The organism is Nocardia cyriacigeorgica NBRC 100375 (genome assembly GCF_000308555.1).
GTDB lineage: Bacteria > Actinomycetota > Actinomycetes > Mycobacteriales > Mycobacteriaceae > Nocardia > Nocardia cyriacigeorgica.
In genome coordinates, this window is sequence record NZ_BAFY01000031.1 from 118,707 (window position 1) to 144,374 (window position 25,668).

General features: G+C 68.9%; 21 protein-coding genes. 10 read left to right on the forward strand and 11 right to left on the reverse strand.

From position 1 onward, the window contains the following. Positions 1–93: 93 nt before the first annotated feature. The gene (gene purL / locus RJ05_RS02935; protein ID WP_174343889.1) at positions 94–2,415 is read left to right on the forward strand and encodes a phosphoribosylformylglycinamidine synthase subunit PurL; all 2,322 of its coding nucleotides are present in this window, start codon (positions 94–96) and stop codon (positions 2,413–2,415) included. 290 nt (positions 2,416–2,705) lie between these two features. Here the strand turns inward: purL and RJ05_RS02940 are convergent, their stop codons facing one another. Continuing rightward, on the reverse strand, positions 2,706–2,996 hold the full coding sequence (locus RJ05_RS02940; protein ID WP_014348876.1) for a YiaA/YiaB family inner membrane protein: 291 nt from the start codon (positions 2,994–2,996) through the stop codon (positions 2,706–2,708). A 124-nt stretch (positions 2,997–3,120) separates the two neighbouring features. Between RJ05_RS02940 and RJ05_RS02945 the strand changes: the two genes are divergently transcribed. Further along, a complete protein-coding gene (locus RJ05_RS02945; protein ID WP_036532791.1) occupies positions 3,121–4,857 on the forward strand; it encodes an alpha/beta hydrolase in 1,737 nt (578 codons plus the stop codon). Further along, positions 4,854–5,522, forward strand: coding sequence for a CPBP family intramembrane glutamic endopeptidase (locus tag RJ05_RS02950; protein ID WP_051016149.1), 669 nt, complete (start codon positions 4,854–4,856; stop codon positions 5,520–5,522). Before RJ05_RS02945 ends, RJ05_RS02950 begins: the two co-directional genes overlap by 4 nt. Here RJ05_RS02950 and RJ05_RS02955 read toward each other — a convergent pair. After that, positions 5,443–5,847: a sterol carrier family protein gene (locus RJ05_RS02955; protein ID WP_169332941.1), complete on the reverse strand. Its 405-nt coding sequence runs from the start codon at positions 5,845–5,847 to the stop codon at positions 5,443–5,445. The genes RJ05_RS02950 and RJ05_RS02955 overlap by 80 nt on opposite strands. A 171-nt stretch (positions 5,848–6,018) precedes the next feature. Next, complete coding sequence (locus RJ05_RS02960; protein ID WP_036532793.1) at positions 6,019–7,467, reverse strand: YhgE/Pip domain-containing protein; 1,449 nt, start codon at positions 7,465–7,467, stop codon at positions 6,019–6,021. Between the two features lie 253 nt (positions 7,468–7,720). Here RJ05_RS02960 and purF point away from each other — a divergent pair, with 253 nt between their 5' ends. After that, positions 7,721–9,301 (forward strand): amidophosphoribosyltransferase, encoded by a 1,581-nt coding sequence (gene purF, locus RJ05_RS02965; protein WP_036532862.1) that lies wholly within the window; start codon positions 7,721–7,723, stop codon positions 9,299–9,301. A gap of 75 nt (positions 9,302–9,376) precedes the next feature. Then, complete coding sequence (gene purM, locus RJ05_RS02970) at positions 9,377–10,456, forward strand: phosphoribosylformylglycinamidine cyclo-ligase (protein ID WP_036532794.1); 1,080 nt, start codon at positions 9,377–9,379, stop codon at positions 10,454–10,456. Positions 10,457–11,106: 650 nt separating this feature from the next. On the opposite strand, the gene RJ05_RS02975 is transcribed toward purM, so the two are convergent. The 4 genes from RJ05_RS02975 to ygfZ form a co-directional block, all read right to left on the reverse strand. After that, positions 11,107–11,319: a DUF3073 domain-containing protein gene (locus tag RJ05_RS02975; RefSeq protein ID WP_036532795.1), complete on the reverse strand. Its 213-nt coding sequence runs from the start codon at positions 11,317–11,319 to the stop codon at positions 11,107–11,109. 164 nt (positions 11,320–11,483) lie between these two features. Continuing rightward, positions 11,484–12,437, reverse strand: a complete 954-nt coding sequence (locus tag RJ05_RS02980; RefSeq protein WP_036532797.1) for an asparaginase — start codon at positions 12,435–12,437, stop codon at positions 11,484–11,486. Continuing rightward, complete coding sequence (locus tag RJ05_RS02985) at positions 12,434–13,162, reverse strand: MOSC domain-containing protein (protein WP_036532799.1); 729 nt, start codon at positions 13,160–13,162, stop codon at positions 12,434–12,436. The genes RJ05_RS02980 and RJ05_RS02985 overlap by 4 nt, the downstream gene beginning before the upstream one ends. Before the next feature lie 44 nt (positions 13,163–13,206). Continuing rightward, positions 13,207–14,322 carry a CAF17-like 4Fe-4S cluster assembly/insertion protein YgfZ gene (gene ygfZ, locus RJ05_RS02990; RefSeq protein ID WP_036532801.1) on the reverse strand — a complete coding sequence of 372 codons (1,116 nt, stop codon included), beginning with the start codon at positions 14,320–14,322 and terminating at the stop codon, positions 13,207–13,209. A 129-nt stretch (positions 14,323–14,451) separates the two neighbouring features. Between ygfZ and RJ05_RS02995 the strand changes: the two genes are divergently transcribed. The 5 genes from RJ05_RS02995 (at position 14,452) to RJ05_RS03015 (ending at position 22,362) form a co-directional block, all read left to right on the forward strand. Continuing rightward, positions 14,452–15,372: an aminodeoxychorismate lyase gene (locus tag RJ05_RS02995; RefSeq protein WP_036532802.1), complete on the forward strand. Its 921-nt coding sequence runs from the start codon at positions 14,452–14,454 to the stop codon at positions 15,370–15,372. Between the two features lie 117 nt (positions 15,373–15,489). Then, entirely contained in the window at positions 15,490–16,983 is a 1,494-nt protein-coding gene (locus tag RJ05_RS03000) for a cytochrome ubiquinol oxidase subunit I (RefSeq protein WP_036532804.1), read from the forward strand. Between the two features lie 9 nt (positions 16,984–16,992). After that, complete coding sequence (gene cydB, locus RJ05_RS03005) at positions 16,993–18,027, forward strand: cytochrome d ubiquinol oxidase subunit II (RefSeq protein ID WP_036532806.1); 1,035 nt, start codon at positions 16,993–16,995, stop codon at positions 18,025–18,027. A gap of 3 nt (positions 18,028–18,030) precedes the next feature. Beyond that, entirely contained in the window at positions 18,031–20,127 is a 2,097-nt protein-coding gene (locus RJ05_RS03010; RefSeq protein WP_036532808.1) for an ABC transporter ATP-binding protein/permease, read from the forward strand. 339 nt (positions 20,128–20,466) lie between these two features. After that, positions 20,467–22,362 (forward strand): ATP-binding cassette domain-containing protein, encoded by a 1,896-nt coding sequence (locus tag RJ05_RS03015; RefSeq protein ID WP_249040543.1) that lies wholly within the window; start codon positions 20,467–20,469, stop codon positions 22,360–22,362. Positions 22,363–22,648: 286 nt separating this feature from the next. Here the strand turns inward: RJ05_RS03015 and RJ05_RS03020 are convergent, their stop codons facing one another. The 4 genes from RJ05_RS03020 to RJ05_RS03040 form a co-directional block, all read right to left on the reverse strand. Continuing rightward, complete coding sequence (locus RJ05_RS03020) at positions 22,649–23,356, reverse strand: heme-binding beta-barrel domain-containing protein (RefSeq protein WP_036532810.1); 708 nt, start codon at positions 23,354–23,356, stop codon at positions 22,649–22,651. A 313-nt stretch (positions 23,357–23,669) separates the two neighbouring features. After that, positions 23,670–23,975, reverse strand: a complete 306-nt coding sequence (locus tag RJ05_RS03030) for a DUF1416 domain-containing protein (RefSeq protein ID WP_036532812.1) — start codon at positions 23,973–23,975, stop codon at positions 23,670–23,672. A 5-nt stretch (positions 23,976–23,980) separates the two neighbouring features. Continuing rightward, a complete protein-coding gene (locus RJ05_RS03035; RefSeq protein WP_014348894.1) occupies positions 23,981–24,814 on the reverse strand; it encodes a sulfurtransferase in 834 nt (277 codons plus the stop codon). A 29-nt stretch (positions 24,815–24,843) separates the two neighbouring features. After that, positions 24,844–25,332, reverse strand: coding sequence for a DUF4395 domain-containing protein (locus RJ05_RS03040; protein ID WP_036532814.1), 489 nt, complete (start codon positions 25,330–25,332; stop codon positions 24,844–24,846). Positions 25,333–25,668 lie beyond the last annotated feature (336 nt).

A 25,668-nucleotide genomic window follows, 5' to 3' on the forward strand; every position in this document is an offset into this window, starting at 1 on the left:
CCCGGCAGTAGACTCGCAGGCGTATCTCGCGGCAATTCAGCAACCCGGCGCGTCGCAGCTGTGTTCGACCGGGTCTGCCTGGATTGTCTCCGCATGCCTGGCCGAAAGGACCCTGGTAATCCCGTGACTCCGCAGGTCGACACGGTCGCAACCGCCGCAGCCACTCCGGACACTCCGCAGCCGTATCTCGAGCTCGGGCTCAAGGATGACGAATACGCCCGGATCAAGGAGATTCTCGGTCGCCGCCCCACCGACGCCGAGCTGGCGATGTACTCGGTGATGTGGAGCGAGCACTGCTCCTACAAGTCGTCGAAGGTGCATCTGCGCTACTTCGGTGAGACCACCACCGAGCAGATGCGCTCCTCCATGCTCGCCGGCATCGGCGAGAACGCGGGCGTGGTGGACGTGGGCGACGGCTGGGCGGTCACCTTCAAGGTGGAAAGCCACAACCACCCCTCCTACGTCGAGCCCTACCAGGGCGCCGCGACCGGCGTCGGCGGCATCGTGCGCGACATCATGGCGATGGGCGCGCGCCCGATCGCGGTGATGGATCAGCTGCGTTTCGGCGCCGCGGACGCCGCCGACACCCGCCGCGTCGTCGACGGGGTGGTACGCGGCATCGGCGGCTACGGCAACTCGCTCGGCCTGCCGAACATCGGCGGTGAGACCGTCTTCGACGCCTCCTACCAGGGCAACCCACTGGTGAACGCGCTGTGCGCGGGTGCGATGCGGGTCGAAGATCTGCATCTGGCCTTCGCCTCCGGCACCGGCAACAAGATCATCCTGTTCGGCGCCCGCACCGGCCTCGACGGCATCGGCGGCGTGTCGGTGCTGGCCTCGGACACCTTCTCCGGCGACGAATCCGGCGCCGGCCGCAAGAAGCTGCCCAGCGTGCAGGTCGGCGACCCGTTCACCGAGAAGGTACTCATCGAGTGCTGTCTCGAGCTGTACGCGGCCAAGCTGGTCGTCGGCATCCAGGACCTCGGCGGCGCCGGGCTGTCCTGTGCTACCTCCGAGCTGGCGGCGGCCGGGGACGGCGGCATGCACATCGAGCTCGACAAGGTGCCGCTGCGTGCGGCCGACATGACCCCGGCCGAGGTGCTGTCCAGCGAGTCCCAGGAGCGCATGTGCGCGGTGGTGACGCCGGAGAACGTGGACGCCTTCATGGCGGTGTGCCGCAAGTGGGATGTGCTGGCCACGGTGATCGGCGAGGTCACCGACGGTGAGCGGCTGGTCGTCACCTGGCACGGCGAGACCGTGGTGGATGTGCCGCCGCGCACCGTCGCCCATGAGGGCCCGGTCTACGAGCGTCCGGTGCAGCGTCCCGACTACCAGGACGCGCTGATCGCCGACACCCCCGACACCCTGACCCGGCCCAAGACCGCCGACGAACTGCGCGCGACCCTGCTGCAGATGGTGTCGAGCCCGCAGCTGTGCAGCCGCAAGTGGATCACCGAGCAGTACGACCGCTACGTGCGCGGCAACACCGTGCTGGCCGAACACGCCGACGCGGGCGTCATCCGCATCGACGAGGAGACCGGTCGCGGTATCGCACTGGCCACCGACGCCTCCGGCCGCTACACCAAGCTGGACCCCTACGCCGGCGCCCAGCTCGCCCTGGCGGAGGCCTACCGCAATGTCGCCACCACCGGCGCCACCCCGAAGGCCGTCACCAACTGCCTCAACTTCGGTTCGCCGGAGGATCCGGGCGTGATGTGGCAGTTCCAGCAGGCCGTGCGCGGACTGGCCGACGGCTGTGTGGAACTCGGCATCCCGGTCACCGGCGGCAATGTCAGCTTCTACAACCAGACCGGCCAGGACGCGATCCTGCCGACCCCGGTGGTCGGCGTGCTCGGCGTTATCGACGATGTGCACCGCCGCATCCCCACCGGTCTCGGCCTCGAGCCCGGCGAGACGCTGATCCTGCTCGGCGATACCCGCGACGAGTTCGGTGGTTCGATCTGGTCGCAGGTCGCCCATGATCATCTCGGCGGCGTCCCTCCGAAGGTCGACTTCGCCCGGGAACGGTTGCTGTCGGAGGTGCTGACCGCCGGTTCCCGCGACGGCATGATCAGTGCCGCTCACGACCTTTCCGAGGGCGGTCTCGCCCAAGCGGTGGTCGAGGCGGCGCTGGCCGGCGAGACCGGTTGCCGCATCCTGCTTCCCGAGGACGCCGATCCGTTCGTCACGCTGTTCTCCGAATCGGCGGGCCGCGTGCTGGTCGCCGTGCCGCGCTCGGAGGAGACCAGGTTCACCCGCATGTGCACCGCGCGCGAACTGCCGTGGGTGCGTATCGGTGTGGTCGACCAGGGTTCGGACTCGATCGAGGTGCAGGGACAGTTCACCGTGCCGCTGGCCGAACTGCGCGAGGCGCACGAAGGCACGCTGCCCAAGCTGTTCGGCTCGGCGGTCTGAGCCGAGTCCCACTGGCACCGAACACCGCACGAACGCTCACCCGCCGGGCCCGGACCCCTCGATGACCGGGCCCGGGTGGGTGAGCGTTCTGCTGTGCCGGACGAAACCGCCCGCCTACCTGTGACATCCGTGCGGGTCAGGCGGTATTGGATATGCCTGACGCGGAGGGCCTGCGTGGTGACGCTTCGCTGCCGCCTCCGGCCCTTGACCGCGTCAGGCGGTGTTGGATGTGCCTGACGCGGAGGGCCTGCGTGGTGACGCTTCGCTGCCGCCTCTGGCCCTTGACCGCGTCAGGCGACGGACTTGAACGGATCGTGCTCGGCGATCAGCTTCTCCATCCGCGCCTCGTCGATACGCCCACGCAGGGAATCGGCTTCGTGCTTGTCCCTGACTACTTTCGCCAGGGTGAAGGTGCTGGTCACCAGGAACAGCACTGTCATGCCGAGGAATCCGCGCTGCCACGGATCCAACGGCAGATAGAAGATTCCGACGCCCGCCCCGAACAAGCTGACGCCGAACGCGATCGCGGCCTGGGCGATGTAGGCCGAAGTGGTTTTCGGCGCTGCGTTTGGTGTGCTCATGGTTAACGAGTGTGCGATGTTCACGGCCACCGCGACCGGGTACAACTACTCGAGTGCGATGGGTAGTTGCCGCGCCGTGAACGGGTAACGCACCGGCGTTGTCGGCGCCTGCCGCCATACTGTCTTGGTGCTCGAAACGGCGTCCACCCTCACGAAGCTGCGCTCGCGCGGCGTCGCCGCGGTGCGCCGGGCCGAGGTGGTCATCGACCTGAACTATGTCGGGCTGGTGGTCGCGACGGTGTTCTTCGCGCTGTCGGTCACCCCGTCGCTGGTGCCGCGCGACTGGATGTTCCAGGGTCTGATCAGCGGAATCAATGCCGCCATCGGTTACGGCGTCGGCTGTCTGCTGGAATGGCTGTTCCGGCTGTGGGTGCGCCCGCGGTTGAAGATCCCGGCGCCACCCACATGGGTGCGCTACGGGGTGAAGTCGGCGATTCTGCTGACGGCCGCGGTGCTGGCCGCGTACATGCTGGTGCAATCGGCGCGTTGGCAGCGCGAGATCACCGCGCTGATGGATATGGAGGGCACCACCACGCCGGCCTATCTGCGTACGGGGTTGCTGAGCCTCGCGGTCGGCGTGCTGGTCGTCGCGGTGTACCGCACGGTGCGAGAGCTGATCCTGTACCTGGCTCGTCAGCTCAACCGCTGGGTGAAGGTGCCGCGCGAGCTGGCGCCCGCGGTCGGCTTCCTGGTGCTGGTGGTGCTGGCGGTCACCCTGTTCAACGGCGTGGCGACGCAGGCGTTCTTCGCGGTCGCGAATCAGGCGTTCAGCGTGCGCAACGACCACACCTCCGAAAACGCGGTGCAGCCGCAGCTACCGGAGAAATCGGGCAGTCCCATGTCGCTGGCGAAATGGGACACCCTCGGTTTCGAGGGCCGGTGGTTCGTCTCGCACGGCCCGAACGCGGCCAGGATCGCCCAGGTCACCGGCAAGCCCGCCAAGGAACCGATCCGGGCCTACGTCGGGTTGGAATCGGCCGAGGACGGCCAATCGCAGGCCGAACTCGCCGTCGCCGAACTCGAACGCGCGGGCGCCTTCGAGCGCCAGGTGATCGTGGTGATCACCACCACGGGCACCGGCTGGGTGAATTCGATGGCTGCGGGCGCGATCGAATACATGTACGGCGGCGACACCGCGCTGGTCGCCACTCAGTACTCGTATCTGCCCAGTGTGCTGTCGTTTCTCGCGGACAAGAGCAAAGCCGCCGCGGCGGGACGTGAGGTCTTCGACGCGGTGTATCAGCACTGGTCCGCGCGGCCGGAACAGCAGCGCCCGAAACTGTTCGTCTACGGCGAGAGCCTCGGATCGCAGGGCTCGGAGGCGGCCTTCGATGGGCTGGCCGATCTGCGGGAGAAGGTCGACGGCGCACTATGGGTGGGGCCGCCGAACTCGAATCGGCTGTGGCAGCAGTTCATCGCGCGCCGCGATCCCGGTTCGCGCGAGGTGGAACCGGTCTACGCCGACGGGCTGGTGGTCCGCTTCGCCGCCGACGCCGCCGATTTCGCCCGGCCGGGCCCGGAATGGCGGGCACCGCGCATCGCCTACCTGCAACATCCGTCCGACCCCATCGTCTGGTGGTCGGCGGATCTGATCTTCTCGCAACCGGATTGGCTGTCCGAGCCACGCGGAGCCGATGTGTCCGGCCGGATGCGGTGGGCGCCGTTCGTCACGTTCTGGCAGGTCACCGCCGATCTCACCAACGCGCAGGGCGTCACCGACGGGCACGGGCACCGCTACGGCAGCCTGGTGCTCGACGGCTGGGCCGCCATCGCCGCACCGCCCGGCTGGAATCCCGAGCTGTCCGAACGCATCCGGTACGAGATCGAGATCTCCGAAGCTTATGAACGGCAGATCAAGTGAGCATCCGGGTGGCGGCGGCGGTAGGTCTGCCCTTGCTGTGGAGCAATGCCGTGGTGCCGCGATTACCGGAGGATATGCGGGCGCGCACGCTGATCAATGTCTGCGCCGCGACCGGGTATGCCACGGCCTTCGGCGCACGCCCGAACTGGTGCTCGGCGCGCGGGTGGCGTGCCGGACTCGGCAGTGCCGCACTGGTTGCTGCCGGTTACGGTGTGGCACTGACCATCCCGGCCGTGCGCCGTGAGCTGGCCGAGCGCCCGGACCGTGCGCCTGGAGTCTCGACCGCCGAATGGGTGGGTGTCCACATTCCGCTCGGCACTGTCTTCAGCGAAGAACTGATCTTCCGCGCCACCCTCGACCCCGTGCTGGACACGGCTTTCGGGCCGCGCCTGGCAACCCTGCTCGGCGCAACCACCTTCGGGCTCTGGCATATCGCACCCGCCCGCGCCACCGGTGAGAACGTGCCGGTCACCGTCGCGGTGACCGCCGCCGCCGGTGCGCTATTCGGCCTGCTCCGCCGTCACACCGGCAGCGCCACCGCCCCGGCCATGCTGCATTGGGCGATCAACGGTGGAGGTGCAGGTGTCACCCGGTGGGGTCGGCGTTCACCCGGAGGATCGGCAGCCAGCGGGAGACTTCATCGGCTCGGTTGCCGGAGGCGGTGAGTTTGCCATCCTCACGGGCCGCCGCGAAATCCGCCAGACCGGTCGCCAGCAGCAGCCAGGTGCGCGGATCGGTTTCCACCACATTGGGCGGAGTGCCGCGGGTATGGCGTGGTCCCTCGATGCACTGCACGGCCACGAAGGGCGGCACCCGGACCTCCACCGAATGGCCTGGCGCCGATTCGGCCAGTGCGCGCGCCGTCATCCGCACGGCTGCGCCCAGCTCGGCCCGCGCCGGGGCGGGCGCTGCCTCATCGAGCAGCCACGGCCGCACCGCCGCGACCGCCGCACGCATTTCTTCCGGTTTCACCGCCGCACGTCGAACCACGGGGCGACGATACTGCGGGCTACCGACGCGTCCGCGTACGGCTTCGACCACCGTGGCCCGACCAGGCTTGCGCGCGCGGCCGAAATCCCGGCTTCCTCGCTGTGGGCCGTGCGTACCAGTCGGCGGATTCGTCTGCCCGCCGGGCAGCAGCCTGCCCGCAATCGGGGCTTGTCAGTCCTTGCCGGTACCGGCGGAGCCGCCATCGGCCGACGGTTCGGCATCGGCATCGGCGTCAGGGGTTGCAGTGGAACCCGCCGAGCCCGACTTCGGATCGGTGGCCCCGGCCGCGTCATCGGCGACGGCCTCGGCTCCCGACGGGCCCACACCGGACCCCACCGCAGGCGCTCCCGCCGCAGCCACCCGGTTCTCTCTGTGCAAACCCTTGTAGTCGTAGAACCGGGTGATCACCGCGCCGAACACGACCGCGATGGCAAGGCCGAGCAGTGCCATCCAGACACCGCGGCTCAGGCCTGCGGAGAAGCTGCCGTCGAAGTAGAGGATCGAGCGCACGCCGAGAAAGACCTGATGCATCGGTTCCCAGCCGGCTAGCCAGTGGAAGTACTTGGGAGTGGCCTCGATGGGCACGGTGCCGCCGGAGGAGGGCAGACCCAGGATGATGAACAGGATCAGGTTCACCAGCAGGCCGGCCGAACCGATCGCGGCGAGGATGGACAGGCCGGTCATGCCGACGGCGGTCAAGGCCAGCGCGCTGTAGAGGAACAGGCCGAGCGGATGGTCGATCGGCATGCCGAGCAGCTTCGCCACACCCAGATAGATGGCCGAGACGAGGGATGCAGCGATCACCATCACAGCCCACTTGATGAGCAGGGTGTGGAAACGAGAGATCGGTGTCGGCGGGAAGTGCACGTACCACGGCCCGTATTCGGTCGGCACGAAGCCGAGCGCGGCGTCGATCATGGTGTGAATGACCATCGCCCCGACCACGCCGGCCAGCAGAATGAGCAGTGCGTAGAAGAACGCGGTCAGCCCCTGGCCGGTGCCGTCGGGCAGTGGACGGTACTGCTGGTACACGATCTGCACCGGGTCTTCCAGCGCTACCCGCGCCGCACCGCTCGGTTCCGGGTTCGGCGGTGCCCCCGGCTCCGGTGCGAGCTGCGCGTTCACCTGGTCGGTGAGCTGTTGCCCGACCTGCTGACGCACCTGGGTCAGGGCCTGATCACCGACCCGCAACACGATCTGGGTACCGAAGGCACCCATGCGCGGGTTGGTCTGCAAGGTGATGATCGGACGTTCGATATCGCCGGGAATGATGCTGCCGACCCCGAGAATGCCGAGTCGCTTACTGAAGTCGCTGGGGATGACCATGGCGCCGTAGACCTGGCCCTGCTGCATCATCCGCTCGGCCTCGCTGATGCCGACCACCCGCAGATCGATCTTGTCCTCGGGCATGCCCTGCTGTAGCGCATCGGTGATCTGTTTGCCGTAGTTCACATGTTGCTGGGCGTCGGGCGGTCCTGTGACGTCTCCGACATCCTGATTCACCAGCGCGATCGGGAAGTCGTGCAGGTTGCCCTCCGGGTCGGCGACGTAGTCGAGGTACATCACCCCGAGCAGTGCCGTGAGCAGGGCCAATACGCCGATCGGCAGCAAGATTCGCATTCCGAGGCGGCGATCGGTCCGCGTCGCCGCTGCGCTGTCGGAAGTCGTCACGGATCGCACGGTAACAGCCGGATGAGCCCGATATCGGGCACTGCGCCGCACCGATTAACTGCCCGTATGCGGACCTCCGCCTTCGCTGCGGCCACGCGCGGGCCGACGACGGGTGCGCCCTTTCGCCGGCGGCGGTCATCGACGGGTCGGTTCGACCCGTAGAATGACGGTGCCCCCAGCCCGCCCGAACAGGGAGCACACGGTGACCAACGCCGACCTGCCGGTTGTCAGCAATCCCGCCCCCGCGGATCAGGACGAGAATCCACCACGCGAGGAGTGTGGTGTCTTCGGAGTCTGGGCGCCCGGCGAAGACGTGGCCAAACTCACGTATTACGGCCTGTATGCGCTGCAACACCGTGGCCAGGAGGCGGCGGGCATCGCCGTCGCGGACGGATCGCAGGTGCTGGTCTTCAAGGATCTCGGCCTGGTCAGCCAGGTATTCGACGAGCAGACCCTGGCCGCGATGCCGGGCCATGTCGCCGTCGGGCACTGTCGCTACTCCACCACCGGTGCCACCACCTGGGAGAACGCCCAGCCCATCTTCCGCACCACCGCGGTCGGTTCCGGACTGGCCTTGGGGCACAACGGAAATCTGGTGAACACCGCCGAATTGGCCGATCGGGCACGGGAACTCGGTGTGCTCGGCGGACAGCCGCGCGGCGGCCGCCCCGGTCCGGTGGCCGCCACCTCCGACTCGGATGTGATGACGGCGCTGCTGGCCCATGCCGCCGCCGACTCCAGCATCGAGCAGGCCGCGATGAAGCTGCTGCCCACCCTGAAGGGCGCCTTCTGCCTGACCTTCATGGACGAGCACACCCTCTACGCGGCCCGCGATCCGCACGGTGTGCGTCCGCTGTGCCTCGGCAGGCTCGACCGCGGCTGGGTGGTCGCCAGCGAGACCTCCGCGCTCGATATCGTCGGCGCCTCGTTCGTGCGCGAGATCGAGCCGGGCGAGCTGCTGGCCATCGACGCCGACGGCGTGCGTTCGCTGCGGTTCGCCACGCCCGAACCCAAGGGCTGCGTTTTCGAGTACGTCTATCTCGCCCGCCCGGACAGCACCATCTCCGGTCGCTCGGTGCACGCCACCCGCGTCGACATCGGTCGCAGGCTGGCCAAGGAACACCCGGTCGAGGCCGATCTGGTGATCCCGGTGCCCGAATCCGGCACCCCCGCCGCGGTCGGCTACGCGCAGGGCTCCGGTGTGCCCTACGGGCAGGGCCTGATGAAGAACGCCTATGTGGGCCGCACCTTCATCCAGCCCAGCCAGACCATCCGCCAGCTCGGCATCCGGCTCAAGCTCAACCCGTTGCGCGAGGTGATTCGCGGTAAGCGGCTGATCGTCGTCGACGATTCGATCGTGCGCGGCAACACCCAGCGCGCGCTGATCCGGATGCTGCGGGAGGCGGGCGCGCTGGAGATCCACGTGCGCATCGCCTCACCGCCGGTCAAGTGGCCGTGCTTCTACGGCATCGACTTCGCCTCGCGCGCCGAGCTCATCGCCAACGGCGCCGGCTCCGACGACAGCTATGCCGACATGGTCGAGAACGTGCGGCGTTCGATCGGCGCCGACAGCCTCGGCTACATCTCCACCGAGGGCATGATCGCGGCCACCGAGCAGCCGCGTTCGCGGTTGTGCTGCGCCTGCTTCGACGGCGATTACCCGATCCCGCTGCCGACCGAGGCGTCCATCGGCAAGAACGTGCTCGAGGGCATGCTCAGCGGCAAGTCCGAGACCGAGCTGCTCGGCCAGAACGCCAACGCCAGCGCGTTGAGCAGGCCCTGAACTCGCGCCGCCGACGCGCGACGGTAGCGTGATCAGGCAATTATCCGCCGATTCGGTTTGGAGCAATCACCGAAAATGAGTGAACAGACCCCCAGTGGTGCCGGAGCCTCGTATGCCGCGGCCGGTGTTGACATCGAAGCCGGCGACCGCGCAGTCGAGTTGTTCGCACCGCTGGCTCGCAAGGCCAGCCGCCCCGAGGTGCAGGGTGGCCTCGGCGGTTTCGCCGGTCTGTTCGCGCTGAAGGGCGGCTACAAGGAGCCGCTGCTGGCGGCGTCCACCGATGGCGTCGGCACCAAGATCGCCGTCGCGCAGGCGATGGACAAGCACGACACCGTCGGTCTGGATCTGGTCGCCATGGTGGTCGACGATCTGGTGGTCTGCGGTGCCGAGCCGTTGTTTCTGCAGGACTACATCGCGGTCGGCAAGGTCGTTCCCGAGCGGGTCGCCGAACTCGTCTCCGGTATCGCCGAGGGCTGTGTGCGCGCCGGGTGTGCGCTGCTCGGCGGTGAGACGGCCGAACATCCCGGTCTGATGGATCCCGACGATTACGATCTGTCCGCGACCGGCGTCGGCGTGGTCGAGGCGGACGCGGTGCTGGGCCCGGAGCGGGTGCGTCCGGGCGACGTGGTCATCGCGATGGGCTCGTCCGGCCTGCATTCCAACGGCTACAGCCTGGCCCGCAAGGTGCTGCTCGATATCGACCGCATGTCGCTGACCGGCCATGTGGAGGAGTTCGGCCGCACGCTCGGTGAGGAGCTGCTCGAGCCGACGCGCATCTACGCCAAGGACTGCCTTGCGCTGATCGCCGAGACCGATGTGCGCACCTTCGCCCACGTCACCGGCGGCGGTCTGGCCGCGAACCTGGCCCGGGTGCTGCCCGCGGGGCTGGTCGCCGAGCTCGACCGCGGAACCTGGAACCCGGCGCCGGTGTTCAAGATGATCGCCCAGCGCGGTCGCGTGGAGCGCCCGGAGATGGAGAAGACGTTCAATATGGGCGTCGGCATGGTGGCCGTGGTGGCGCCGGAGGACGTCGACCGGGCGCTGGCGGTGCTGACCGCCCGGCATATCGAATGCTGGACCCTCGGCACGGTGACCAAGGCCAAGGACGCGGGCGCGCCGCGCGCGATGATGGTGGGCGAACACCCGCGCTTCTGAGCGTCGAAACCTTCGTCAGCCGGTCGGCCCACGGGTCGGCCGGCTGAACGGTTTTCTGGGGGTGTTCCGGGCGAGGAGCAGGCGGCACCTGTGCCCGAACTCGGGATGCTGGGTGGACGCCGGTGCGGTGCGGGTCCGGAATTCCTGGCCGCGGCGTCGCAGGAATCGGGGATGCGCCGCGTAGGGGGTGTGCGTCCGCCGGAAATGCGCTGCCCGGCGCGCTGCATACCTCGAATGAGATGCGCTGCCTGATTCGCCTGGGTTTCGGGAGACGCGCTGCCGAGCGCGCCTGAATCCAGGGCGATGCGCGTGCTGTGTCCGTCAGGGGCGCGCAGCGTAGGGGCGGCTGAGCGAGGGGGCGAAGTGCTGCGCGTCGGGGATGCCGGAGGGTCGCCGAGGGGCGAGTTCGCCTATCTCGGACGATGTCCGGACGGCGGGGCATCGGGATCGCCCGTGCTGCGCAACGGGCGCCGATGCTGATCGAGTATCTCGAGAGCCGGTGCGAACGATCGAACCGAGCTCTCGATCAGGTCTCGACCTCAGCGGTCGAGACCCGATGTCGGGCGAACCTCGGCGGCTGGCTGGCCGACCGGATGGCAACGACTGAAGGGGGAGGCGCCTCGGCCTCCCCCTTCACACGTCGCACCTGGTCAGCGGCGCCAATCGTCGTAGTCGTCGTCGTCGCTGTTCCAGCGGGACAACGAATCATCCGCGTCGTGCTCATCGGACAGCACTCCACTCCGCTGAGAGTGGGGGCTACCCGACAGCTCGCGCTGAAGGCTCGCGAAGTCGGTCGACGGCGAGCTGTACTTCAGCTCGCGTGCAACCTTGGTCTGCTTTGCCTTAGCCCGGCCACGGCCCATGGCTGACCCCCTCGCGTCACAGCGGGGCGGCCTGGGGATTGGTGGCGGCCCCGTTCGAATTAATACTCTTCCTGACAGACACTCTAGCGCGTGTGCGGCGGTCGCGCTTCCAGGAGTGGTCGAACAGGTGCCGAACCGAAGCCGTTTGCCCGATGCTCGCCTGACTACAGCACGCCGGGGATCGCGCGGATGACGCCGACCCGCGCACCGCCACCCAGTACCGCCGGTGCCGCCAATTCGGCGAGGGCATCCGACCACGGGGCGCCGATGCGTTGCAGAATCGCCAGCGTCAGCGGCATCCGGGCCCGGTCGGCGCCGTCATCGATCTTGTAGGCGAACGCGGTTCCGTCCGGCAGCGCACCCGCGTGCACGCCGTCCGCGCCGATCTTGCACACGAGGCCGGGGGTGGCGTTCATGGCCAGCAGATCGGGGGCGTTGGTGCCGGAAATCACTCGCGGATGGGTGCGGATGGCGTCGGCGACCCGGCGTTCGGGCGTTCCCGGTGCGGCGGTCGCCATGGCGGCGAAGGCGCGGGCCAGATTGATCAGCGAGACCGGGATGATCGGCAGGCCGCAGCCATCGATGCCGAGGTCGGTCTCGGGTTCGCCGGTCAGCTCGATGACGGCGGACAGCACCGCCTGCTGCAGCGGGTGTGCGATGTCGAGGTACCCGGTGGTCGGCCAGCCGTTGACAGCGCAGGTGGCCAGCATCGCCGCATGTTTGCCCGAGCAGTTCATGTACAGCTTGCTCGGTGGCCGGTCGTGGCACAGCACCGAGGCGCGGGCGCGTTCGTCCAACGGCAGATCCGGCGGGCATTCGAGGGCCGACTCATCGAAGCCGAAGCGGTCCAGCAGCCGTTCGACCAGCTTCACGTGATCGGATTCGCCGAAATGCGAGGCGGTGGCGATGGCCAGTTCGGCGTCGTCGACCGGCTCGAACCCGTTGCGCAGCAGGGTCACCGCCTGCAGCGGCTTATTGGTCGAGCGCGGGAAGATCGGCACGTGGATCTCGCCCAGTTCGCAGCTGGGTTCGCCGTCGGCCCCGATGACGACCACCGATCCGCGATGCACGCATTCGCGGAAGCCGGACCGCACCACCTCGACCAGTTCGACGCTCACGCTCGCACTCCTGCCTTCAGACGGTCGCCGTCGTCACGTCGCTGCGCCGCGCGCTCGGCATTGGCGCGGCGGCGGTTGTGCCGGTCGATCTGCATGCGGACGTCGTCGGAGACGGTGGGCTCGGCGGCGAGAAGCAGCTCCAGCTTGTCCGGATCGGCGCCGGTGAAGACGTCGCGCACGGTGATGCCGTGTTCGGGGACGTGCACCACGTGCACGGTGTCGCCGGCGCCGATCGTGCCCTCGGTGAGCACCCGCAGGTAGCTGCCGGTGTCGGAGCGCGACGTGAAGCGCTTGACCCACTGCCGTTCGCCGGACCAGTGCTGGAAGGTCGCGCACGGGACGCGGGGCTCACTCACCTCGAGCAGGGTGTGGCCGGGGCCCACCGGTCCGGGCCCGACGGCCAGGCGCGCACCGATGACGGCGTCGCTGATCGGCAGGCCGCGGATGCGCAGATTCTCGCCGAACCAGCCCGCGGGCAGGTCACGGTCGAGTTCGGTGGCCCACCGGTGCGCGTCCTCATCGGCGTAGGCGTAGACGGCCTTGTGCAGGCCGCCGTGGTGGGCGGTATCGCAGACGTGATCACCGTCGAGGCCGAGCGCGCGCACGCCGACCCGCTCCGGCCTCGGCCGCTTGTCGATGCCGGAGCGTCCCACGCGCCCCGGCACCTCGATCTCGGCGTGCAGCACGCACACCGCGAGCACTTCTCCGGTATCACCGGCGCGCATAGACGAGCTCCTCTCCCCGGGGGCTGGTGGCAGCGGGCCGGCGCTCAGCGGCCACGGAGCCGATCGACCGCGACCCGGCCCGCCTGCGGAGTGTCGTCGACGACCACGGAGTCCGGATCGATGGCGGCGGCGGTCGGACCCGCCTCGAGCTTCGCGTCGACCGGAACCGCGCGTTTGATCAGCGCGAGCGCGATCGGGCCGTATTCGTAGTGGTCGACGACGGTGCCGATACGGCCGACGGAGCGTCCGCCCGCGGTCACGGCGTCTCCGGGGGCCGGTCGCTCGTCGGCCGAGCCGTCCAGGTGCAGCAGCACCAGCTGACGTGGCGGCTTGCCGAGGTTGTGCACCCGCGCGACGGTCTCCTGGCCGCGGTAGCAGCCCTTGTCCAGGTGCACGGCGCCGTGTTCGGTGACGCCGCCGATCCAGCGGGCCTCGTGCGGGATGGTGCGCTCGTCGGTGTCGATCCCGATCCGGGGGCGCAGCGCCGTCACCCGCAGGGCCTCGAAGGCCCACATGCCGGCCGGCGCGGCGCCGGCCTCGGTGAGGGTGGTCCACCAGCTGGTGAGGCGTTCACGGGGGATCACCAGGTCGAAGGAGTCGGCCGTTGGCCACGGCATGCGGCGCAGCAAGCCGCCGCCGGGCAGTGGCACCGCCTGGTACACCTCGGGCAGGCGCTCGATTCCGAGTGCGCCGGTCAAGGTCTGGGCCTGCGGGCCGAGCAGGCTCAGGACCGCGTGATCGGTGGCCTCGCGGGGTTTGGCGTCGGCCCAGAAGACCATCTTGGTGAGGAAGTCGAGCAGCGCGGGCCCGCGTTCGGCCTCGGTGTCGATCCAGACCGTGCCGTCGAGGTCGGTGAGCACGAAATGGTGCTGCACGCGGCCGTTGAGATCGAGGTCAAGATTCTCGGCGGAACGGCCGTCGGCCAGGTTGGCGACATGCTGGCTGGAGATGGTGTGCAGCCAGCTCAGGCGTTCGGCGCCGGTGATGGCGAGCACGAAACGATGCGAGCGATCCACGATCGCCACCTGCTGCGCGGCGGCGCGTTGTTCGCCGAATGGATCGCCGTAATGCCACGCGACGGCGGCGTCGGGGGTTCCCGGCGCTCCCGCGACGGCTCCCGGAACAGCGAGGACAGGGCTGGGTGCGGCGACCACGGACACGCAACCCACTCTAGGCGAAAGCTCTGACAGCGTTCCCGGCCCGCGCGGTCGCGGCCGGATTGTCCACCAGGTGACAACGGCGCGCCCGTAGCCCGTCGTAGCGGGCCTGTGTGGCCTACGCTTCATCGCATGGTGGATCGAGTTCTTGTAACACTCGACGGTGAGGTCCGGGATGCGGACGCGCCGTTGTTGTTTGCCGACGATATCGGCGCATTGCGTGGTGATGGCGTTTTCGAAACGATTCTGGTGCGCGAGGGCAATGCGTGCGCCCTCGAATTCCATCTCGCGCGGCTGCGCCGCTCGGCCCAAGCTCTCGACCTACCGGAGCCCGAACTCGGTCGCTGGCGTGAGGCGGTCGAGACGGCGGCCAAGGAATGGGGCTCCGAGCGGGAGGGGCTGATGCGGCTGGTGCTGACCCGCGGCCGCGATGCCGACCTCGACAGCGTCAAGGCCTCGGTGACCTCCGGTGAGCTGTCGGAGACGGTGCCGGTGCCGACCTCCTATGTCCTGGTGGTCGGGGTGCCCGCGCGGGTGGCGAAGGCCAGGACCGAGGGTGTGTCGGTGGTGACGCTGGCGCGCGGTATCTCGATCGATCTCGCGCAGGCCGCGCCGTGGCAGCTGCTCGGCGCGAAAACGCTGTCCTACGCGACGAATATGGCCGCGCTGCGGTTCGCCGCGCGCATGGGCGCCGACGATGTGATCTTCACCAGCACCGAGAACCGGGTGCTGGAAGGGCCGCGTTCGACGGTGGTGATCGTGCGCGACAAACAGTTGATCACTCCGCCCGCGAAGAACGGTGTGCTGCCGGGTGTCACTCAGCGCGCGTTCTACGCCGAGGCGGAGAAGGCGGGCTACGACTGCCGCTACGAATCGCTCTACACCGCTGACCTGCTCACCTGCGATTCGATCTGGATGCTGTCGAGCATCACGCTGGCCGCGCGGGTGAACTCGCTGGACGGGCTGCGGATGTCGGCGCCGGACAATGCCGAGGAGATCGTCGGACTGGTCGAGCGTGGCATCGAGCGGGCGGGCGCGATCAGCGACTGGTGAACCGCGGGCCTGACCGGCCCGCGAGCGGTCGGCGTGTCGTGTCGCGCGACACGTTGACCGGGCTGACCTCCCGCGTAGTCTTTACTACGACACGTCGTAGATCGCCAGGAGGTCAGTGTGAGTGCCTTGGACGTCTCGCGGTGGCAGTTCGGCATCACGACCGTCTACCACTTCCTGTTCGTGCCGCTCACCATCGGACTCGCCCCGCTCATCGCGGGCATGCAGACCGCGTGGGTGATCACCGGCAAGGAACACTGGTACCGGCTGACCAAGTTCTTCGGGAAGCTGTTCCTGATCAACTTCGCCCTCGGCGTTGCCACCGGCATCGTGCAGGAATTCCAGTTCGGCATGAACTGGAGCGAATACTCCCGCTTCGTCGGCGACGTCTTCGGCGCGCCGCTCGCGCTGGAGGGCCTGGTCGCCTTCTTCATGGAGTCCACCTTCATCGGACTCTGGATCTTCGGCTGGTCCCGGCTACCGAAACTGCTGCATCTGGCGACCATCTGGATGGTGGCCATCGGCGTCAACGCTTCGGCGTACTTCATCATCGCCGCCAACTCGTTCATGCAGCATCCCGTCGGCGCGCGCTACAACCCGGAGACCGGGCGCGCGGAGCTGACCAGCATCGTGGAGCTGCTCACCAATAACACTGCGCTGGCGGCGTTTCCGCACGTCGTCGCGGGTTCGTTCCTGACCGCCGCCACCTTCGTCGCGGGCATCTCGGGCTGGTGGATGGTGCGCAACGCGCGCAGCGGCGACGAGCGGAAGCTGGCCGAGGCCAAGACCATGTGGCGACCGGCCGCCCGGGTCTCGCTCGCGGTGATCGCGCTGTCCGGGGTCGCGCTGATCTACACCGGCGACGTGCAGGGCAAGCTGATGTTCGAGCAGCAGCCGATGAAGATGGCGTCGGCGGAATCGTTGTGCCACACCGCGACCAATCCGGAGTTCTCGGTGCTGACCGTCGGAACGCACAACAACTGCGACAGCGTCACCCATGTCATCGAGGTGCCGTATGTGCTGCCGTGGCTGGCCGAGGGCAAATTCACCGGCGTGACTCTCGACGGCGTCGTCGATCTGCAGAAGACCTACAACGAGAAGTATGGCGTCGGTGATTACCGGCCCAACCTGTTCGTCACCTACTGGTCCTTCCGCGCCATGATCGGCCTGGCCGGCGGCTCGGCCCTGCTCGCCATCGCCGGGCTCTGGGTGATGCGCCGTGGCCGAGTGCCGGACCAGCGCTGGTTCTCCTGGCTGAGCCTGCTGGCCATTCCCACCCCGTTCCTGGCCAACAGCGCCGGCTGGGTGTTCACCGAGATGGGCCGCCAGCCCTGGGTGGTGGTGCCCAACCCGACCGGCGACCCGAACCTGCGGCTGCTGGTGCAGGACGGTGTGTCGAACCATTCCGCGACCACGGTGTGGGTCTCGCTGATCACCTTCACGATCGTGTACGGCCTGCTGGCGGTGGTGTGGTTCTACCTGATGCGCCGCTACGTCATCGAGGGGCCCGAGAAGCCCGCCCCCGCGCCGGCGAAGGGGCCGGACGGTACCGGCGAGCCCGGTGCGAAACGCACCGAAGAACCTGCCGTCGAACAGCTTTCGTTCGCCTACTAGGAGCCGACGATGGATCTGCAAGAATTCTGGTTCGTTCTGATCGGCGTGCTGTTCACCGGCTACTTCGTGCTGGAGGGTTTCGACTTCGGCGTCGGCATGCTGATGCCGGTGCTCGGACGCTCTTCCGACACCAGAAGGCGCGTGGTGCTCAACACCATCGGCCCGGTCTGGGATGGCAACGAGGTGTGGCTGATCACCGCAGGCGGCGCGATGTTCGCGGCGTTTCCCGAGTGGTACGCCAGCCTGTTCTCCGGGTTCTATTTCCCGTTGCTGTTGCTGCTGGTGGCGTTGATCCTCCGGATCTGCGCCATCGAGTACCGCGGCAAGATCGACGATCCGGTCTGGCGGGCGCGCTGCGACCTCGGCATCGGCATCGGATCCTGGGTGCCCGCGCTGGCCTGGGGCTGGGTCTTCGCCAATATCGTGCGCGGTGTCGCGCTCGACGCCGACCACCAGATGACCGGCTCCTTCCTGGACCTGCTCAGCCCGTACGCACTGCTCGGCGCACTCACCACCGGCTTGCTGTTCGCCCTGCACGGCGCGGTGTTCCTGAGCCTGAAAACCGGCGGCGAAGTCCGCGATGACGCCATGCGCACCGGCCGGCTGCTGCTGGCCCCCACCGCGCTGGTGGTCGGCGGATTCGGGCTGTGGACCCAGCTCGCCTACGGCGCCGACTGGACCTGGATCCCGCTCGGGCTCGCGGTGCTCGGACTGGTCGGCGCGGGCGCAGCGCACTTCGCCCAGCGCGACGGCTGGGCGTTCACCGGCACCGCGCTGGTGGTGGTGGCCGCGACGGTGTTGCTGTTCGGCTCGCTGTTCCCGGACGTGCTGCCCTCGACCATCGACCCCGCGTTCAGCCTGAACGTCGACAACGCCTCATCCACCCCGTACACGCTGAAGGTGATGAGCTGGGCGGCCGTCATCGTGACGCCGGTGGTGCTGCTCTACCAGGGCTGGACCTACTGGGTGTTCCGCAAGCGGATTACCGTTGAGCAGATCCCGCCCGGTATCGGTCTGTCGCGCCAACCCGTCGTCGAGGAGTAGGTCATGGCCCGCCGCCCGCCCGTCGACCCGCGTCTATGGCGGTATGCGCGTTCGGCGCGGCGCTACCTGGCCCTGAGCGTCGGGCTCTCGGTCCTCACCACCATCGCCATCGTGGTCGCCGCGGTGATGATCGGGCGGGTGCTGGCGGGGGTGATCACCGATCCCGGCGCCCGCGAGATCGGCAGGTGGAGCGCCGAGTTGGTCGTGCTCGCCCTGGCGGTCGGCGGCCGGGTATTCGCTACTTGGGTGCAGGCCAGGATCGCGCACCGGGCGGGCGCCTCGGTGGTCGCCGAACTGGAACGGTCGGTGCTGAAGGCGGGGGCGCAGTTGTCGCCGCGCGAACTGGAGTCGCGCCGAACCGAATTGGCCGTGGTGGTCGGCACCGGACTGTCCGGGCTGCGTGGCTACCTCGTCGGATATCTGCCCGCGCTGCTGCTCGCCGCGCTGGTGCCGCCGGTGGTGTGGATCGTCATCGCGATGCACGACCTGACCTCCGGCATCATCGTGGTGATCACGCTTCCGCTGATCCCGATCTTCATGATCCTGATCGGCCTGCTCACCGAGGGTCGGGCCCGGGCAACGCTCGACGCCACCACGCGGCTGTCGGATCAGCTGCTCGACCTGTTCGCGGGCATGCCGACGCTGCGGGCGCTGGGGCGTGAGAGCGCGGCGAGCGAACCGGGCGCTGGGAGCGCGTCTGGTGTCGATGGTTCGTCGGTCGCGAGGGACGGGAACGCGTCTGGTGCCGGCGGTTCGTCGGTCGCGGAGGCTGGGAGCGCGTCTGGTGCCGGCGGGTCGTCGCGCGCCGGCGCAAGAGGGCCGGACGCGCCGGCGACGGATGGGCTGGAGGGGCCGCAGCGCACCATGGCGGGCCGGGTTCAGGAACTCGGCGACGCCCTCCGTCAGCGCACCGTGTCGGCCCTGCGCATCGCCTTCCTGTCCTCGATGGTGCTGGAGATGCTGGCTACGCTGTCGGTCGCGCTGATCGCCGTCTCCATCGGCCTGCGCCTGGTCTTCGGTGAGATGAGCCTGTACGCGGGCATCGTCGCGCTGGTGCTGGCGCCGGAGGTGTACCTGCCATTGCGGACCGTGGGGGAGCGGTTCCACGCAGCGCAGGACGGTATGGCCGCCGCGGACAAAGCGTTCGCGGTGCTGGACCCGGGAGGTGCGAGTGGGGGAGTCGCCGGCTCGACGGCCGGGGATGGTCGTCGGACCCGGGTCGGTACGGTCTCCTCGTCCGAACATCCCGCGCAGCACGGCATACCCACAGACCTCACCGATCGAGCCGCTGAGACGCCTGGCTCGTGCGAGACGCCATTTCGGAACGCCGACGGGCACGATCTCGCGCAGAATGGTGTCGCGGCGCATTCCGGCGGAGCCGGTGCGAAGCCGATCCCTTCGGCCGGACTCATCGAATTACGTGATGTCGCTGTCCGCGCGCGTGCCGGTCTTGCACCCGACGGGCTGTCGGCCGTGCTGAAACCGGGCACGGTGACGGTGCTGACCGGACCGAACGGGTGCGGGAAATCCACTGTGCTGCAAGCAGTGCTCGGGTTGATCAGCCCGGAGCGCGGCACGGTGCGAGTCGACGGGATCGACGTGCGCGACCTCGACTCGGCCCAGTGGTGGTCGCGGGTGGCGTGGCTACCGCAGCGACCGGTGCTGGTGCCCGGCACCCTGCGGGAGAACCTGGAACTGCTCGGCGCCCGGATCACCGAGCCGCCGCGCAAGCAATCGGCCCGGGTGCTCGACGAACTCGAGGCCGCCTGCGCGGCAACCGGTTTCGACGTCGTGCTGGACGAGCTGCCGGACCGCTGGGAAACCCGGGTCGGCGCGGATGGCGCCGGACTGTCCCTCGGCCAGCGGCAACGCATGGCCCTGACCCGCGTGCTCGCCGCCGACCGGCCCATCCTGCTGCTCGACGAACCCACCGCCCACCTCGACACCGACAGCGAAGCCGCGGTGCTCGCCGCCCTCACCGCCCGCGCCCGCGCCGGTGCCACGGTCGTCATCGTCGCCCATCGCCCGCCCCTGCTGGCGGTCGCCGACACCGTCATCGAAGTACCGGCCACCACCCGTCCGCAGGAGGTTGTGCTGTGAGCCTTTCACCGCTGCGGTCCACACCGGCCACGCAGTACCAGGGCCGCGTGCCGACCGGCTGTGCGCTGTGGGCCGCGCACGCGGTGCGCCACGGCGGTGTGCTCGACCGCAGTGCTGCCCGCGCGCGGCCGCTGCTTACCTCACCACCAGCCGAGCCGCGCCCGGGTCCAGAACTGGCTGCTCACGCGATGCGGGCTCGACGCTCACCTCGGCGGTGTGCCGCGTCCGTGTCGATGCGCCGCTGCGGCGGGCAGGAAGTCCGGGTGGGGCAGGTCGGTTATCGCACGGCGGCCGCGACTCGGGTGGTTCTTCGGCCATGGGGTCAGGGGGCCTGGCGTCATGGGTGAGCTCATGCGGGACGTGCGCGGTATGTGGTCGATGCTTCGGTTGTCGCCGTGGCGAGTGGCGGTGGCCGTCGGCTGGGGTGTGCTGGCGTTGGGCAGCGGACTCGCGCTGGCGGCGCTGGCGGCGTGGTTGATCGCGCGAGCCTGGCAGATGCCGCCGGTGCTGGATCTGACCGTCGCGGTCGTCGCGGTGCGCGCGCTCGGCATCTCGCGCGGGCTGTGCCGGTATCTGGAGCGGCTGGCCACCCATGACGTGGCGCTGCGGGCGATGACGACGGCGCGGACCACCACCTACCGGGCGCTGGCTCGGTCGGACCTGTGGATCCCGCGACGGAATCCGGTCCCGGCGCGGCAGGATCGGTCGGCCACGCACCAGCGTCGCGGCGATCTGCTGGTGCGGGTTGGCAGCGATATCGACGACCTGGGTGCCGTGGTGGTGCGCTCGTTCGTGCCGATCGCGGTAGCGGCGATCCTGTCCATCGCCGCCGTGGTGTTGCTCGGGCTCATCTCGATCGCCGCCGCCGCGATTCTGGCGGTGGCGCTGGTCGTGTCGGGTGTCCTCGCGCCCTGGCTGTCGGCTCGTGCCGCGGCTGCGGCCGAACGTGCGGTGCGCGCCGACCGCGCCGAGTTCACAGCGCGGGCGCTGACCGTCCTGGACCATGCCCCCGAACTCCGCGTAGCGGGCCGTCTCGACGACGCCCTCGCCGCCGCTTCGGCCGCGAGCGAGCGCGCCGTGGCCGCCGAGGACGCCGCCGCCTCCCGCAGCGCCTGGGCGGCGGCCGCCACCCCGCTGTCCATCGGCGCGAGCGTGCTCGGGGCCCTGCTCATCGGCATCACCCTCTACGGCCCGAACGGCGGCGCACCGGGCGCCATGACTCCGATGGCCCTGACGATCCTTGTGCTGCTGCCGCTGTCGGCATTCGAAGCTGTCGGCCCACTGCCTGCCGCCGCCCAGACCCTCACAACCGCCCGCGCCGCACTGCACCGGCTGGAGGAGGCGAAGGCTCCCGAAAGCGATCGAGGCCCGACGGACGCCATGCCGGTCTCCGTCGACGTGACGCCGCCCGCGACCGGCGGACAGACAGGCCGCGGCAACGCAGGCGGCCCGCCCGACCTGCCTGTCCGAGTATCTGCCGGCTCCGCGGCGAGACCGGTCAGCGAACGGCAAGGCGTGCTCGCCACCGGCGCTTCGCCTCCCGGCGGCAGCGTCGCCGACCCCTCTCGCACCGACTCGCCGGAGTCACCGCACCCGACGGCCGCACTACCCGGACCTGTCGGGGCATCCCCCGGACGCCCGGACGCCCGCCGCGTCGCCGTCATCGGCCCCAGTGGCGCAGGCAAAACCACCCTGCTGATGGCGTGGGCCGGACTGTTCGGAACCCCGGTCCCCGGTGTCACCTTCTTCGCCGAAGACGCCCACCTCTTCGGCACCAGCGTGTTGGAGAACCTGCGGGTCGCGCGCGGCGATCTCACCGCCGAGGAGGGCGAACGAGCTCTGCGAGCAGTGGGCGCCGGCCCGTGGCTCGACTCGCTGCCCGAGGGCATCCACACCGATCTGGTCGGCGGCGCGGCTGCCGTGTCGGGCGGTCAGCGTCGCCGGATTCTGCTCGCGCGGGCGCTGATCTCCCCGGCGCGGGTGCTGCTGCTGGACGAGCCGACCGAGCACCTCGAGGCTGCGGCCGGCGCGGATCTGCTGCGCGCCCTGCTGGACGCGCGCAGCGGCCTGGTCGAACCCGGGCGCGACGTGGTGGTCGTCACACATCAGCTACCACCGGACCACCGCGCCGATCTGGTCCTGCACGTCGACGCATCGGGCCAGGTCAGCACCGTTTCACGCCGCGAGCGCAACCCCGTTTCCGCCCCGCGCGAAATTCCGTTGCCGACCTCCTGACCGGTGGCTAGATTCGTCGGTACACAAGGAAGGAGGTGGTCTGAAGAATGTTTGACTCTTGGACACGTGAGGTGGCTGCCCGCTAAGGCACCACCGCTGTATGGATTCCATTCGGCGAGTACGTGCTGATAGCGAATCCCAGGCAGTCACCCGGCCCCCGAGTCACCGATCTTGTCCGATCGGGACCGATGTGCTCCGGCACAGCGGTATGGCTCGGGGGTCGTTCCATGTCCGGGCACGAAAAAGCGCGGCACCCGTTTCGGGCACCGCGCTCGAGGCGAGCGGCTCAGCCGATATAGCGCTGCAACCGCGCCGACAGCCTGGGCTCGAGCGGCCCGTCGGCCACCACGCGCTCTTCGACGTAGGCCAGATCCCCGCCCTCGACGATCCCGTACAGCCGCTTGGCGCCGCCGACGACCACGCCGGACTGGCTGCGGATCACCACATCGGTGGCCAGCTCCCACGACGACTGGGTCAGCGCCTGACCGTAGAACAGCTCGACGATGCCGGAGCTGTGCGTCAACAGCAATTCGATGACCTCGTCATCGGCATCCGTGCCGACCCGCCAGTATCCGCTCTCGCGCAGATCCGGCCCGCCGTAGCTCCCATCGGGTTCGATGATCCATGAGCGGGAGTCCCAGGCAAGGAAGTCGCCGCCGTCGTGGGAAACGATGATCTGCTGGCCGAACCGGTAGTCGCCGCGCTCGGGATCGTTGCCCTCGCCCTCACCGCGCCAGACACCCACCAGCGGCAGCAGTGCCAGCATGGCCGAACTCAGATCCGGGCCGAGCCGCAGGTTCGCGGTGTCCTCGGGCAGCGGCAGATCCGGCAGCACCGGGATGTTGCGGGCGCCGGTCGATTTCGCCCGCTCGGCGGCGTCGGCCACCGCGGCATCACCGCTACGGCGCTCCGGCTTCGGGGCCGGAGCGTTGCCGTTCATGTTCTCACTCGCGTGCTCGGCCGGATCGGAACCTTCGCTCGCGAGATCACTCATGATTCGGTGAACAGCCGGTAGAAGACGTACAGCCCGAACCACCCGATGAGGATGGACACGGCCACCAGCAGAATCTCGAAGAAGAGGACCACATCTGGAGTCTAGCTATTGCGGTGCGGCCGGACGCAAACGGCCCCGGCGGCATCACATCGTGTCCGTGTCAACAGCACAGCTCCGCCGCTATAGCGCAGCTGCACGGCAGCGGCTCGCCGCGCGGCATCGGTGTACCGAGCGCCGACACAGCCCCGACCTACGCACAGCGGCCCCGCAGCCTCCGGTGACGGAGACCGCGGGGCCGCTGAAGGCCGCGGAATTACTTCGCGACCGCGACGTCCACGCTGTGGATGCCCGCGCCCTCGGGGCGGACCTCGGCCGAACCGTTGCCCGCCGAGCTCAACGCGCGCACGGTCCACGAGCCCGGCGCGGCGAAGAACCGGAAGTCACCGGTGCCCGACGCCACGACCTCAGCGGTGAAATCACCGTTGCCGTCGAGCAGACGCACGAACGCGCCGCCCACCGGCTGGCCGTCGGCGCTCAGCACGCGGCCGGTGATGACCGTTTCCTTCTCCACATCCACGCCCGCGGGAATGGCCTGACCCTGGGCAGGTGCTGCACACATATTGATTACGCTCCCAACTCGATCGGTGCGCCGACGAGCGAACCGTATTCGGTCCAGCTGCCGTCGTAGTTCTTGACGTTCTGGTGGCCCAGCAGCTCCTGCAGCACGAACCAGGTGTGCGAGGAACGCTCACCGATGCGGCAGTAGGCGATGGTGTCCTTGGAGCCGTCCAGGCCGGCCTCGGCGTAGATCTTGGCCAGCTCTTCGTCGGACTTGAAGGTGCCGTCCTCGTTCGCGGCCTTGCTCCACGGCACGTTGATGGCGCCGGGGATGTGGCCGGGACGCTGGCTCTGCTCCTGCGGCAGGTGCGCGGGAGCCAGGATCTTGCCGGAGAACTCGTCCGGGGACCGGACGTCGACCAGGTTCTTGGCGCCGATGGCCGCGATGACCTCGTCGCGGAAGGCGCGGATCGACAGGTCCGGCGCGGACGCCTTGTACTGGGTGGCCGGGCGGCTCACCGGTTCGGTGGACAGCGGGCGGCCGTCGAGCTCCCACTTCTTACGGCCACCGTCGAGCAGCTTGACGTTGTTGTGGCCGTACAGCTTGAAGTACCAGTACGCGTAGGCGGCGAACCAGTTGTTGTTGCCGCCGTAGAGGATGACCTCGTCGTCGTTGGAGATGCCGCGGGCCGAGAGCAGATCGGAGAACTGCTCCTGGTTCACGAAATCACGACGAACCTGATCCTGCAGGTCCTTCTTCCAGTCGAGCCGGACGGCGCCCTCGATGTGACCGCCGTCGTAGGCGGAGGTGTCCTCGTCGACCTCGACGAAGACCACGCCGGGGGCGTTGAGGTTCTCTTCGGCCCAGTCAACGGAGACCAGGACATCGGAGCGGGCCATGTTGTTCCTTTCGGTGGTGACTTGCAGGGTCAGTTCGGTGCCGGGGTCCGGCGGAGGCGGGCTACCAGGGGGTAGATCTTGCAGCCCAGGCAGATCCCGAACGCCGCGTTCAGGAACGCGGCGAACAGTGCGAAGCCGGCGAACAGCGCGCCGACCACGGGAGCGCCGAGCACGAAGCCCAGCAGGCTCACGGCCGCGAAGGCCAGGCCGAGTAGTTGGGCGAACCGCAGGGGAGCTTCGGGTTCGGTTTCGGTGACCGGGCCCGAGCGGGGGGCGATGAGGTTCGCGTAGATGCGGCCGTACGGGTGCCGTTTGGGCCCGTTGACGGCGCCGAGGGCGAAGACGACCGCCTGGGCCGCGATGAGCACGGCGGCGACGGCGGGGGAGAAGGCGGCGGCGATCAGCACCAGAACAAGGACGCCGGTGGTGACCCAGGCGACGAACCGCGGTCCGCGGACGTCGACGTGACCGTCGGGGATGGTCCTGGTTCCGGAAGTGTGGATGGAATCGGTGGACATCGTGCGTACTCCTGCGCTCGAGGTGCTTTTCGGCGGGAAATTTGCCAATTCGCCGGGGGATCAGAGGGATCTCTCGCGCGGCGAACGTTGGTCGGCGTCAGGAAATCTGAGCGGGCCGACCGATCAGCGGCACAGGCAGCAACAACCACCGAGCCGGCACAGATCAACTGTGCGGCGTCGGGTGAGCATCAGCTCGCGGTGGGTTTGCACGGAAGGCAGTTTACCCAATTCCCGGGGAGAATTGGACCCCGGGTTGATCAGCAGGCTTCCCCCGCAGGTCGAGGGCGGGTTTCAGACCGTCAAGGGGGTGAGCGCGCTGCGCAGATCGCCGACCTG